Source organism: Pedobacter sp. JCM 36344, assembly GCF_046546555.1.
Taxonomy (GTDB): domain Bacteria; phylum Bacteroidota; class Bacteroidia; order Sphingobacteriales; family Sphingobacteriaceae; genus Pedobacter.
The window spans coordinates 31,258-44,568 of sequence record NZ_JBKHKK010000019.1; the positions used below are offsets into that span (position 1 = coordinate 31,258).

The 13,311-nt window shown below is 38.5% G+C and carries 10 protein-coding genes; 8 read left to right on the forward strand and 2 right to left on the reverse strand.

What is annotated here, in order from left to right:
- Nucleotides 1–39 precede the first annotated feature (39 nt).
- From ACHFIZ_RS16260 to ACHFIZ_RS16285, 6 genes are all read left to right on the forward strand, one after another.
- Nucleotides 40–1,806, forward strand: a complete 1,767-nt coding sequence (locus tag ACHFIZ_RS16260; RefSeq protein ID WP_410887740.1) for an LTA synthase family protein — start codon at nt 40–42, stop codon at nt 1,804–1,806.
- A 2-nt stretch (nt 1,807–1,808) separates the two neighbouring features.
- On the forward strand, nt 1,809–3,971 hold the full coding sequence (locus tag ACHFIZ_RS16265; protein WP_410887742.1) for a S9 family peptidase: 2,163 nt from the start codon (nt 1,809–1,811) through the stop codon (nt 3,969–3,971).
- A 75-nt stretch (nt 3,972–4,046) separates the two neighbouring features.
- On the forward strand, nt 4,047–4,826 hold the full coding sequence (locus ACHFIZ_RS16270; protein ID WP_410887744.1) for an MlaE family ABC transporter permease: 780 nt from the start codon (nt 4,047–4,049) through the stop codon (nt 4,824–4,826).
- A 2-nt stretch (nt 4,827–4,828) separates the two neighbouring features.
- A complete protein-coding gene (locus ACHFIZ_RS16275; RefSeq protein WP_410887746.1) occupies nt 4,829–5,599 on the forward strand; it encodes an ABC transporter ATP-binding protein in 771 nt (256 codons plus the stop codon).
- A 5-nt stretch (nt 5,600–5,604) separates the two neighbouring features.
- Entirely contained in the window at nt 5,605–6,585 is a 981-nt protein-coding gene (locus tag ACHFIZ_RS16280) for an MlaD family protein (protein ID WP_410887748.1), read from the forward strand.
- 6 nt (nt 6,586–6,591) lie between these two features.
- On the forward strand, nt 6,592–7,458 hold the full coding sequence (locus tag ACHFIZ_RS16285; protein WP_410887750.1) for an aldose 1-epimerase family protein: 867 nt from the start codon (nt 6,592–6,594) through the stop codon (nt 7,456–7,458).
- A 1-nt stretch (nt 7,459) separates the two neighbouring features.
- On the opposite strand, the gene ACHFIZ_RS16290 is transcribed toward ACHFIZ_RS16285, so the two are convergent.
- Nucleotides 7,460–8,254: a DUF4249 domain-containing protein gene (locus ACHFIZ_RS16290; RefSeq protein ID WP_410887752.1), complete on the reverse strand. Its 795-nt coding sequence runs from the start codon at nt 8,252–8,254 to the stop codon at nt 7,460–7,462.
- Nucleotides 8,255–8,257: 3 nt separating this feature from the next.
- A complete protein-coding gene (locus tag ACHFIZ_RS16295) occupies nt 8,258–10,576 on the reverse strand; it encodes a TonB-dependent receptor (protein ID WP_410887754.1) in 2,319 nt (772 codons plus the stop codon).
- Nucleotides 10,577–10,680: 104 nt separating this feature from the next.
- Between ACHFIZ_RS16295 and ACHFIZ_RS16300 the strand changes: the two genes are divergently transcribed.
- Entirely contained in the window at nt 10,681–11,712 is a 1,032-nt protein-coding gene (locus ACHFIZ_RS16300; RefSeq protein WP_410887756.1) for a ligase-associated DNA damage response exonuclease, read from the forward strand.
- Nucleotides 11,709–13,310 (forward strand): ATP-dependent DNA ligase, encoded by a 1,602-nt coding sequence (locus ACHFIZ_RS16305; RefSeq protein ID WP_410887758.1) that lies wholly within the window; start codon nt 11,709–11,711, stop codon nt 13,308–13,310. The genes ACHFIZ_RS16300 and ACHFIZ_RS16305 overlap by 4 nt, the downstream gene beginning before the upstream one ends.
- Nucleotide 13,311 lies beyond the last annotated feature (1 nt).

Below are 13,311 nucleotides of genomic sequence, written 5' to 3' on the forward strand. Positions count from 1 at the left end.
TTGTTAGATAGATTGATCTTTCTGGTAATAAATGCAAAAATGATTTCTTCCGTTTCGTTTACCGAGGTAACCTCCACGTTTTTTCATGCCTTACTCTTGGACCTTTCTATGGTGGGATATATTCTGGTTATACCAGCCCTGTCCTACATTATATCGATGATTAGCGGGAGAAAGAATATTGAATTAAAGTGGCTTAGCGGATACATGAACTTACTGGTAGTTCTGTTCAGTATTATTTCTGTTGCTAATTTCAATATCTTCAGAGAATGGGGTTCAAAAATCAATTCAAAAGCGTTAGAAGTTGCTACAACTACACCGAATGAGGCGCTTGCATCGAGTGCATCATCGCCTATCGGTCTTTCTATGGCTGTGCTGATGCTACTTATTGCCCTTGGTTTTATTCTCCAGCGAACTGTCGTGTTTGGAAAATTGACGTTTGCCAACCAATCCATTTGGATAAAGTTACCCATTGCTTTAGTTATTTTAGGATTGAATTTTGTGATGATACGAGGTGGAATTTCAGGATCTCCAATAAACCAGAGCATGGCCTATTTTTCCAAGACACAGGTCTTAAACTTGGCATCAGTAAACACAGAATGGAACCTTTTATCTAGTCTTATTGCATCAAATAAAACAAAAGCCAATCCATACATCTATGAAGATGCTAAAGAAGCTACCGATATTGTCTCAGGCCTTTACGCTGTAGCTAAAGATAGTACAATAAGTGTATTGACCACTCAACGTCCTAACATAGTTTTATTTATTATGGAAAGCTTTACGGCAGATCTGACTGCCACGCTAGGAAATATGCAGGATGTTACGCCGGGTTTCGATACTCTGGTTAATAAGGGGATATTATTTAGCAACGTTTATTCTACAGGCAATAGAACAGACAAAGGATTTGTTGGAACACTCGCGGGATTTCCTTCTCTGGCTGCAGTTAATATTGTCAAATGGCCTGAGAAAACGGAGAAACTTCCTTCAATATCCCGCTCTCTTTACAAGGCTGGTTATCAAAATTCATTTTTTTACGGTGGAGAATCGGAGTTTGATAATTATAAGGCTTTTTTACTGAACCATGATGTTCATCAGCTAACTGACCGAAATAATTTCGAGGATGGAATAGTGACTAGCTGGGGTCAATTTGACGGTGCGGTATTCAAACGTCAACTCAAAGAAATGAACACAGCACAGCAACCTTTCTTCTCCACCGTTCTATCCCTTACGAATCACGAACCGTTTACTGTGCCTGGAAGATCAAAATTTGGTACCGCAAACAATGTAGAGAAATTTAAAAGCACGGCATTTTACACAGACTCATGCATTATTTCTTATTTACAACTGGCAAAAAAACAACGGTGGTACAAGAATACGCTATTTCTTTTTATAGCTGATCATGGTCACATTTATCCAAAAAATAGAACGAATGTCTTTGTTCCTGAACGTTACCATATCCCCTTTCTCCTATATGGTGATGTTATCAAAGATGAGTATAAGGGGAGGGTGTTCGATAGAGTTGGTAGCCAGTCGGATCTGCCGGCAACTTTACTCTCACAGCTAGCCTTAAACACCAAAGAATTCAGATGGAGCAAAAACCTTCTCAACCCTTATGTCAAATCATTCGCATTTTTTAGTTGGGACGATGGAATGGGTTTTATCAATAACCAACAATGTGTTACATTTGACAACATAGGAAAAGTAGTGTTATACAATAATAAGAATGGCGATGAGGTTAAGACTGCTACTACGCTAAAATTGGCAAAATCCTACCTCCAAGTTGTTTACGATGCATTTCTAAACTTATAAAAATGAAAGTCAATAAATTAGCATATAAACTGATAATCATTTTCACTGCTTTTTTTACCTGGAGTGCAAAAGCGCAGGAAATTAAATGGGCCAAAGATGGTAATTCTTATTACCAGTCTACTAATGGTGAAATAATTTCTATAACGCTTCCCAAAAATGATCGTAAGACAATTGTACCAAGGGCCTTACTTGAAGGTGCTGGTAACAATCTTGTAACTATAAAAGATTTCACTATTTCAGAAGACGGCACCAAGGTGCTGGTATTTACGAATAGCAAGAAGGTTTGGAGAGAAGAGACCAGAGGAGATTATTATGTTGCGGATCTCAAACTTAATAAGGTCATCAAGATTGGTAAAGATAAACCTACGGCATCGCTGATGTTTGCAAAATTCTCACCTGATGGTAGCAAAGTAGCTTACGTGAGTAAACACAATATTTATATTGACGATTTGACCAACGGAACAACAAAGGCGCTTACAATGGATGGAACAGAAAATTTAATTAATGGCACATTCGATTGGGTTTACGAAGAAGAATTTTTCTGCAGGGATGGGTTTAGATGGAGTCCAGACGGTCAATCTATTGCATATTGGCAGTTAGATGCCAGTAAGACGAAAAATTTTCTTATGATTAATAATACCGATTCTATATATCCATTTGTAATTCCTGTGGAATACCCAAAAGTTGGAGAGAATCCATCGGCATGTAAAATTGGCGTAGTTAGTATTTCTTCTGCATCGACGACGTGGTTGAAAATCCCCGGAGATCCAGTTCAGAATTATATTCCTAGGATGGATTGGATCCCTGGGACGAATGACGTTATTTTACAACAACTTAATCGGGCACAAAACATCAGTAAAGTTTATGTAGCAAATATTGCTAATGGTTCAGTCTCTAACATCCTGACAGAAACTGACGAAGCCTGGATAGATCCAATTAAGGAATGGAATTGGCTTGATGGTGGAAAGGAGTTTCTCTGGGTTAGTGATAAAGATGGATGGAATCACTATTACAGGATATCAAAAGATGGTAAAAAGCAAACGCTGATTACAAAAGGTAATTACGATGTCATCGAAAAATCTTTGGTCGATGAAAAATCAGGCTATCTATATTTTATGGCTTCTCCAACCAATTACACTCAAAAGTATCTGTATAAGACCAAACTTTCAGGGGGAGGGAAATTAGAGATGGTGACTTCTTCAATTTTCACTGGAACACATTCCTACGATATTGCTCCATCCGCCCTGTTTGCCCGCCACACCTACCAAAACACTAACATCCCTCCTATAGCTGAATGGATGAACTTTGTCACCCTTAATCCTTTAACGATGGAGGGTAGTTTAACTAATCAACTTGGAAGAGTTAAGCCTCCAAAAAACAAAGTGGAGTTTTTTAAAGTAACTACTGAAGATGGTATTGTGATAGATGGATGGATGGAAAAGCCTGATAATTTTGATCAAACCAAAAAATATCCCATAGTTTTTTATGTATATGGAGAGCCTTGGGGACAGACAGTTACGGATACTTATGGTGTAGCAAATAATCGTCTTTACGCTGGCGATATGGCAAAAGACGGCTATATATATGTTTCTATCGACAACCGAGGTACTCCTGCTCCAAGAGGAAGAGAATGGAGAAAGAGTATTTTTCAGAAAATAGGCACTCTGAATATTAGAGATCAAGCAATGGCAGCGAAGAAAATATTAGAATGGTCTTTTGTAGACAAATCCAGAGTCGCAGTATGGGGCTGGAGCGGTGGAGGATCTTCAACGCTTAACCTTCTATTTCAATATCCAGAAATCTTCAAAACTGGAATTGCTGTTGCGGCAGTTGCCAGTCAGTTGACTTACGATAATGTTTACCAAGAACGCTACATGGGTTCCCCTTTGCAAAGCAAAGAAGCTTATATTAAAGGTTCTCCTCTTACCTATGCAAAAAACTTACAAGGTAATTTGCTTTTAGTCCATGGTACGGGAGATGATAATGTTCACTATCAAAATGCAGAGCTGCTAATAAATGAGTTGATAAAAAATCGAAAAGTATTTCAGATGATGTCGTATCCAAATCGAACTCATTCATTAAATGAAGGGTCAGGAACGTCCGAACACCTAGCCCTTACCTACACACAATTCTTGCAAAAAAATTGTCCTCCAGGAGGCAGATAGTAATAATGGCGCACAATTTGAACTGCATAATTTATATTATGAATAACGATAAATTAGTAACTTTGACACAAATATATGGATAGTAATACAGAAGCACCAGGTAAATTAAGCAGGATGTTTCTTACCTTATATGACGTTTTTCAGTTTATCAGCCGTTTTTTTAAGGAAGGATTTCTACCTCCTTATGAGGGCAAAGAACTTATGAAGCAATGTTATGACATTGGTTACAAATCTCTGGCTTTAATCTCCTTAACTGGTTTTATAACTGGTGTAGTTTTTACGAAACAATCAAGACCATCTCTCGCGGAATTTGGAGCTACATCATGGCTACCCTCCCTAGTTGGTATCGCGCTATTAAGAACACTTGCCCCCCTCCTGACATCTCTTATTGCCGCTGGCAAGGTAGGATCCAGCATAGGAGCCGAGTTAGGATCAATGCGAGTTACTGAACAAATTGACGCAATGGAAGTGTCAGCTACAAATCCTTTTAAATTTCTTGTAACAACAAGGGTTTTAGCTGCCACAATTACGATCCCCATTTTAACTTTCTATACAGCTATGGTTGGTATGCTCGGTGCGTTATTAAACGTGTCGACAAGCGAAGGGACGAGTGCAAAAGCGTTTTTTCAATCCGCGTTAGAATCAATAACTTTTTTAGACATAACCGCTTCTACTGTAAAGGCTATTTTGTTTGGTTTCACAATCGGTATGGTTGGCTGTTACCAAGGTTACAATTCTTCGAAGGGAACTGAAGGGGTTGGGAAAGCGGCAAATTCTGCTGTAGTGGTTGGAATGTTTCTGATATTTATCGAAGAAGTAGTTTCTGTGCAGTTTTTTGGTCTATTTAGAACTTAGTTATGAAAGAAAAGGCTAAAACGATTTCAACTGAGAAAGTAATAGAAATAAAAGGTCTTGTAAAGGCTTTTGGTAATTATGAGGTTCTAAAAGGTGTCGATCTTGATTTATACAAGGGGGAAAATCTGGTCGTTCTTGGGAAATCAGGAACAGGTAAATCTGTATTGATTAAAATTATTGTGGGCTTACTCACACCAGACCAGGGTGAGGTGAAAGTACTGAACCAGATTATAGATGAGATATCCTACAAAGAATTATTGCTATTGAGGTTAAAAGTTGGCTTTTCGTTCCAAAACAGTGCTTTATATGACAGTATGACAATCAGAGAAAACCTTGAATTTCCATTAGTGAGAAATCAAAAACACTTGTCAAAAGAAGAGGTTAGCATAGCCGTTGAGGAAATGCTAGACGCAGTTGGCCTTTCCCAAACAATCAACCAAATGCCATCTGAACTTTCCGGTGGACAACGAAAACGAATTGGCATTGCAAGAACACTCATTCTTAGACCGGAAATTATGCTTTATGATGAACCTACAGCTGGACTTGATCCTATCACGTGTTTTGAGATTAATAATTTAATTAACGAGGTTCAGGAGCGCTTTCATACCAGCTCAATTATTATCACGCACGATCTTACCTGTGCCAAAGCCGTTGGGAATAGAGTTGCTATGTTGCTTGATGGTAAGTTCGAACATAAGGGTACTTTCGAAGAAGTTTTTAACACAACTGACGATAGGGTTCAACCATTTTATGATTACAATTTTATACAATAGAAAACATGCAGGCAAAAAATAACCGCCGTGGAATTAAAGTTGGAGCTTTTATACTTTTAGGCTTAGTGATATTTGTTGTTGGAGTCTTTACCCTAGGCAGCCAGAAAAAGGCTTTCGTAAAGAGCTTTAGCGTTGACGTCGTTTTTAACGACATTCAAGGACTTAAAGCAGGAAACAACGTCTGGTTTTCAGGGGTGAAAATTGGCACCATCAAGAAGATTCAATTTTATGGAACATCACAAGTTCAGGTGTTTTTAAGTATAGAGGAAGAAGCACATAAATATATCCATAAGAATGCTACAGCAAGTATCAGCTCTGATGGGCTGATTGGCAATAAAATCATAGTAATTACTGGCGGAAGTCCGAAATACCCATTTGTGGAGGATGGGGATCATTTACAAGTCAATACCACCTTATCTACAGATGACATCATGAAGACCTTCCAGTTAAACAACAAAAACCTGGTAGACGTAACTTCTGACTTCAAAATATTAGCAAAGGGCTTAGTAGAAGGAAAAGGAACTGTTGGTTCATTATTGACAGATCAACAAGTAGCTGAAGACTTTAAGTCTATAGTTGCGAATTTGAAAGCCACTACATCGTCAGCTAGTAAGATGGCCAGAGAGCTTGATGTATTTACCAAAACACTCAACACAAAAGGTGGTCTCGCTGACAACTTATTAACCGACACTGCTGTGTTCTCGAAACTTCAGCGTTCTGTAAACCAACTTCAAAAAACCGCTGGGTCTGCAGCAATGTTGACTGAGAATCTAAATTTAGCTTCATCCAAACTGAATCAAAAAGACAATGCTGTTGGTTTGCTACTCAATGATCAAGAGACTGCAGGTCAGGTAAAATCGATCATGAAAAACCTTGAAACTAGCAGTAAAAAATTAGATGAGGACTTGGAAGCGTTGCAAAGTAATTTCTTATTGCGGGGATTTTTTAAGAAGCGCGCTAAAGAACAAGCAAAAGACAATCTGTAGATTAATATGATTTACCTAGAAAATGATTGCATAAAGGCTGGATTCTCCAGTAAAGGTGCGGAACTGCAGCAATTAATAAATATCAAAAATGGCGAAAATTATCTTTGGGAAGGTGATACTAAGTTTTGGGGTAAATTTAGTCCAGTGCTTTTTCCAATTGTTGGCAGTCTTAAAGACGATACTTACCGCTATAAAGATGGAAGCTATAAACTTAGCAGACACGGTTTTGCCAGAGATAAAGAGTTTAGTCTTGAAATACAGAATAGTGATGAGTTGCTATTTGTCTTATCACACTCAGCTGATACACTTGTAGCCTACCCCTTCAAGTTTATGCTGGGAATCCGGTATAAGCTCGATAATACCACTCTGAGTTGCAGCTACGAAGTTTCAAATACCGATGAAAAGGAGCTATTATTTTCAATCGGCGGACACCCTGCTTTCGCGATAAATACGTCTAATGGTTGTGCATATTCTGATTATTATCTACAGTTTGATAAGGATATCATGCTTAATTATCACGACATTGAAAACGATCTAATCAGTAATAACACTTATAATATACCTTTAGATGGCGGCAAGCTTGCCCTAGATCATCGCCTATTTTATAATGATGCGCTGGTATTCAAAACACTAAAAAGTGAGAAAATAAGCTTACGTAACCGTAAAAATAGCAACAGGATTGACTTCGAATTTAAGAATTTCCCATACTTCGGAATATGGGCAGCAAGAGATGCCGATTTCGTTTGCCTTGAACCTTGGTGCGGAATTGCCGATGTAGTTGGGCATGAACAAATCCTGGAAAACAAAGAGGGAATAATAAAGTTAGCTTCAAAGCAGGTTTTCACGAGAACATGGAGCGTAGCAATTATTTAGTCTACATTACTTTAGCAATCCTTTTGCTAGAAGTGTGAACACTAAAAATTCCTAACGCACCATTGCTGATGTTTGAGGGTGGATTTGCAGGCGCTACTGGCGGTCCTCCTTCACCTAGATTTTGGCCGAAAGCGTAATAATACTTGTATACATTTCTATCAATACACTGTAGATCAAGTTCTATCGCATCTCCTCGTTCTAAGTCATTCAATTTATAATATATAGTATTGGCGACTACATTCCCATCATTAAAACGATCTTCGCTAACCAAGTCTTCAACAACTTTACTCTTAATAGATAGTACATATCTGTATTGATTTTGAATCCCTAAGGGATCTAAGAAGTTGGCAATAAGATATGTAGAATTATTTCCAAAAAATGAGACGTCTCTGAAATTTAATGAATCGAGAAATACTTTCTCTGGCATTGTAGATACTGCACTATATTTTTTTCCGTCTACAGTTACATCAAGCGTATATTGAACACCTGTTCTACCACGAAATTTGGAACTCTGGTACACTCCAGGTGTGATTTCAGAATAGTTAATAACACTGCCTGCCTGCGATGTAACGATAACTCTCGCACCGGTTACCTCGTTGAATTTATTTGGTTCGGTGAAGCTGTAAGTCCTGGAAATCCTTACATATTGATTTTCAGTCTGGTCATTTATTTCGCCATAAACTACAATAACTGGTTCGGATTTATTTAACTCCAGATCAATCACTTTTTCACAACTTGATAATGAGGTAACAATAACCGCTGCAGTAACTATAAGTTTTACTATCGTGCTCTTCATAATTTAGAATTTAAAATTCCAGGTAACTGATGGTATAATACCAAATAGCGTGGTGCGGACTACCTGAGTCTTCGTTGCATCATCTGGGTCATCTTTAAAATTAATCGCAAAAGCATTCTGGCGATTGTAAACGTTGTATACGCCAAAAGACCAGCTTGATTGGAGTTTTTTTCCAGGTTTTCCTTCAAGTGTTGCAGCAAAATCCAAGCGGTGATATGCTGGTGTCCTGTACCCATTCTTTTCTGTATAGTAGAATGCCGTACGCCCATTTATCTGATACTTTCCACTAGGGTAGGTCACAGCATTTCCTGTATTATATACGAAGACGGAGGAGAAGCTCCAGCGTGTACTCGCCTTGAATATTCCTACTAGAGAAAGATCATGGGTTCTATCTTGCTTTGCATAAAACCATGATGCACCATTGAGTTGATCAAACTGGCGTTCAGTTTTCGAGAGCGTATATCCTATCCAACCGTTAAACCTACCAAATCTTTTCTTCAAAAAGAATTCAATACCGTAAGCTCGGCCCTTGCCATAGAGCAAGTCTGCCTCCACATTACTATTTCCTCGCAAATCTGTTCCTGTTCGATACTCGATCTGATTTTGCAACCACTTATAATACAATTCAACAGAAAACTCATAAGTGTTATCAAAAAAGTTCTTAAAGTAACCCCCAGCCACCTGATCCGCTATCTCTGGTTTTACATTATTACTGTTTAGAATATAAAGATCTGTTGGAGATGTCGTTGTGGAATTAGACATTAGATGTATGTTCTGAATATTTCTTGTATAAGCTGCCTTCAACGAACCGATTGAGCCTAATTGATAGCTTAAAGAAAAACGAGGTTCAAGGTAAAGGTAAGTTTGAATCACCTTACCTTTGCCATACAAAAGGGTATCAGTTGCAATCCCGTCCAGATCATATGTCTTAAATGTTCCAGGACCTAATAAAGAAAATGAGCTCAACCTCAGTCCAGTAACCATATTGAACTTATCACTTATTGCCCATTCATCAGAAATATAACCTGCAAGTTCTAAACCCTGTCTGTTTTCATTAGTGATTTGGTTCACACTAGAATTCCCTCTTGAGGTTAGTTTCCCGGGAGATATTGTGTGATGTATAGCATTCACCCCGAACTTCAAATTATTAATGTTGCTAATGCTGAACTCATAGTCCTGCTTTATGTTAAAATCCCTTATTGAGGAGTTGACCTCAAAGTTGTTTACATCGTTATTATTTTGAATAACGTAATTATAATTGCTGTAGATTAACGAAGTATTTGAAAATAATCTGTCGCCATAAAGATGGTTCCAACGCATTGTTAAAGTCGAATTACCCCAATTGAAACCGAAGGACTTCGAAATCCCTAACTTATCCCGGCCGAAATAGCCAGAAAGGTAAAAAGTATTCTTATCATCTAATTGATAATTAGCCTTAGCATTTAAATCATAGAAAAACAAGGTATTGCCATTTATAGCACTATCAGGTGAAAGCGCGAGAAACGCATCTAAATAAGTACGACGGGCACTAATCATGAAAGATCCCTTATCCTTAACCAGCGGCCCTTCAATTTTTAATCTTGATGAAATTAGGCCTATGCCCCCTTCCATTTCATAGTTTTTTCGGTTACCCTCATTCATCCTTATATCCAGAACTGAAGAAAGTCGACCACCATATTGTGCAGGCATGCCTCCTTTATAAACACTTAAATCTTTTATAGCGTCTGAATTAAAAGTAGAAAAGAAACCTAGCAAATGAGAAGCATTGTATACCGGTGCCTCGTCCAATAAAATAAGATTTTGGTCCGTTGAACCTCCTCTTACGTAAAATCCACTATTTCCTTCCCCTGCAGATTTAATTCCAGGTAATAGCTGAAGTGTTTTTAATACATCACGTTCACCTAATAGTACCGGAACATTACTGATCTCTCTCACATTAACTTTCTGCAAACCCATTTGAGGATTGCTAACATTATCATCTTCCTTAGTAGATGAAATCACGACTTCTGTAAGTTCATTGTCGCCTACAAGACTGAAATTAAATTTTCCGCTCTTGTCAATTTTAATACTTTGAATCAGAGTCTTATAACCGATGAAACTAACCGATATCTTATACGTTCCTGAAGGAATGTTAATTGAATAAAAGCCATAAGAATTAGTGGTGATACCTGTTACTATTTGACCATCAAGCTTTACAGTCGCCCCTATTAGGGTCTCACCGCTGGCTTCATCTGAAACGGTGCCACTTATCGTAAATCTATTCTGGCCATAAGAAAATGTAAAGGAGAAAAGTATCAGAGCTACAAGGAGGAAACTTCGCAAGATATTTGGTTTATATGTGTCTTTACAAAAATAGCAAAGAAAACCATTAGTGCATCTAGGCCGAATGTTAAAACTTTGTTAGGTTTGGGTGTGTTACGTAACAAATGAGTTTGCTTAGGTTTACCAACAAAGGAATTTACTGTAAAAAGGGCGATTTTTATATTGACCCATGGCAGCCTGTTGATTTGGCTGTTACTACTCACGGTCATGCTGATCATGTAAAATGGGGTAATAAGGCCTATCTCTGTCATGATCTTACAAAACCAATATTGCACCAGCGATTGGGAATCGATCTTAAAATCGAAACCTTGCCATATAACAAGCAAATAGATATAAATGGAGTTAAATTAAGCTTGTTTCCTGCCGGGCATGTTATTGGTTCTTCTCAAATAAGATTAGAATATAAAGGTGAAATATGCGTTGTATCTGGAGATTATAAGGTGGAATATGACGGCATAAGTACAGCCTTTGAACCAGTAAAATGTCACACATTCGTTTCAGAAAGTACTTTTGGTCTCCCAATTTATAAATGGCATCCTCAGGACCTGATATTTTCACAAATTAAGTCATGGATCTCTAATAACCACGACCAAAACAAGACAAGTGTTTTGGTTGCTTACAGTCTTGGTAAAGCTCAAAGACTCTTAAAAGGACTAGAAGGTTATAGTTCTATTTATGTTCATAACTCAATTGCCAATTTAAATGAAGCATTTATTCGTGCAGGTGTAGATTTGCCAGAAACCATTAGGATCACTGCTGATACGAAAAAGGAGGATTTGCAAAAAGGGATTGTAATCGTTCCTCCGGCTTTAGCAGAGGGCAGATGGATTAAGAATCTTATAAATGGTTCTACAGGTGTCTGCTCAGGTTGGATGCAGGTACGGGCCAGTAGAAGGTGGCGGAGTGCAGATGCCGGTTTCGCCTTAAGTGATCATGCAGATTGGCCCGGACTCTTGTCTGCAATTAAGGCTACTCAAGCAGAAAAAATTTTTGTAACTCATGGTTTTACTGCTACTTTCTCGAAATATTTAAACGAAATTGGTATAGATTCTGAAGAAGTCAAAACGCAATATGGGAACGAAGAAGAGGAAGAGAAAATTGAGGAACAGCCGACGGTGAAGGAGGATTTATCTTGAGAAGGTTTACTGAGCTGATTCAACAGTTGGAAATGAGCAACAAGACCAACGACAAAATCGCTGCGTTGGTGAGCTATTTCAATGAAGCAGATGAACTTGATAAACCTTTTGTTATAGCGATGTTTACCGGCAAAAAACCAAAGCGTCCCGTAAACACCAGCCTTATTCGTCAATGGGCAACCGAGCTGAGTGGGATTCCTGATTGGCTGTTCGCTGAAAGTTACCATAGCGTAGGAGATTTGAGTGAAACAATTGCACTCGTTCTCCCCCCTGCCGAACATCTTACAAATCGCAAACTGCATGAATGGATCAACGATCTTGCTGGTCTTCATAGCAAAGATGAAGATGACAAAAAAGCCTTTATTTTAAATGCATGGAACAGTCTTGAAACGCAAGAGCGTTTCATCTTTAATAAATTAATATCTGGAAACTTCCGGATTGGTGTATCCAATAAGATGCTTGTGAACGCATTGGCAAAGCAAAGTGATACCGATGCAAATAAAATTATGCACAGTATTATGGGTAAATGGGAACCTACAGAGATCACTTATAATGACCTGGTCGGTGGCGCTCACGTAAATACTAATAGTTCATGGCCTTATCCCTTTTGCCTCGCTTATGCGTTGGAAATGGAACCATCCTCACTTGGTCAACCAAATGAATGGCAGGCTGAATGGAAATGGGATGGTATCCGGGGGCAAATCGTAAAAAGGAATGGCGAGCTTTTTATATGGTCCCGTGGAGAAGAGTTGGTAACGGCACAATTCCCGGAGCTACACTTTCTTGTCGACGAATTAGAGGATGGGACAGTTCTGGATGGCGAAATTCTTTCCGTAAAAGACGGAAATGTTCAGGCTTTTAGTATTTTACAACAGCGTTTAAATAGAAAAACAATCAACAAAGTGCAGTTAAATGATGCTCCTATCGGATTTTACACGTATGATATCCTTGAGTATCAGGGAGAGGATCTCCGAGAGCAAACAATGGCTTTTCGTAGAAATCTTTTGGAGAAGATAATTAGCCAGATTGAAAAAAAGGACATAATCGTACTGTCACCTGTAGTTTCCTTTGATAGATGGGAGCAACTAGCGGAGATTAGACAAGGTGCACGCAAGATTAACAGTGAAGGTATAATGCTCAAGAAGCTGGAATCACTTTATCATGCAGGAAGGAAACGTGGCGATTGGTGGAAATGGAAGATCAACCCATATACAGTCGATACTGTGATGATTTACGCACAAAAAGGAAGTGGCCGGCGAGCCAACTTCTTCACCGATTACACTTTTGCAATTAGAGATGGCGACAAGTTGATTACTATAGCAAAGGCTTATTCAGGCCTTACTGATAAGGAAATTAAAGAAGTCAACTCATTCGTGGTAAAGAATGCAATAGAGAAATTTGGCCCTGTGCGTACCGTTAAGCCGGAATTAGTATTCGAGATCGCTTTTGAAGGCATTGCTGAAAGTAAAAGGCATAAGGCGGGTTTAGCGCTAAGATTTCCCAGAATTGCACGTTGGCGGAAAGACAAAAAGGCTGACGAAATCAACACGTTAGAGGACCTTAGACAGTTGTTGACTTCAACTTTAGCGAATTCTTAAC

Bases quoted from the DNA above. Each gene is read 5' to 3' on its own strand.
- ACHFIZ_RS16260 (WP_410887740.1), top strand. From the start codon at position 40: ATGATTTCTTCCGTTTCGTTTACCGAGGTAACCTCCACGTTTTTTCAT.
- ACHFIZ_RS16285 (WP_410887750.1), top strand. From the start codon at position 6,592: ATGATTTACCTAGAAAATGATTGCATAAAGGCTGGATTCTCCAGTAAA.
- ACHFIZ_RS16270 (WP_410887744.1), top strand. From the start codon at position 4,047: ATGGATAGTAATACAGAAGCACCAGGTAAATTAAGCAGGATGTTTCTT.
- ACHFIZ_RS16290 (WP_410887752.1), bottom strand. From the start codon at position 8,254: ATGAAGAGCACGATAGTAAAACTTATAGTTACTGCAGCGGTTATTGTT.
- ACHFIZ_RS16300 (WP_410887756.1), top strand. From the start codon at position 10,681: ATGAGTTTGCTTAGGTTTACCAACAAAGGAATTTACTGTAAAAAGGGC.
- ACHFIZ_RS16265 (WP_410887742.1), top strand. From the start codon at position 1,809: ATGAAAGTCAATAAATTAGCATATAAACTGATAATCATTTTCACTGCT.
- ACHFIZ_RS16280 (WP_410887748.1), top strand. From the start codon at position 5,605: ATGCAGGCAAAAAATAACCGCCGTGGAATTAAAGTTGGAGCTTTTATA.
- ACHFIZ_RS16275 (WP_410887746.1), top strand. From the start codon at position 4,829: ATGAAAGAAAAGGCTAAAACGATTTCAACTGAGAAAGTAATAGAAATA.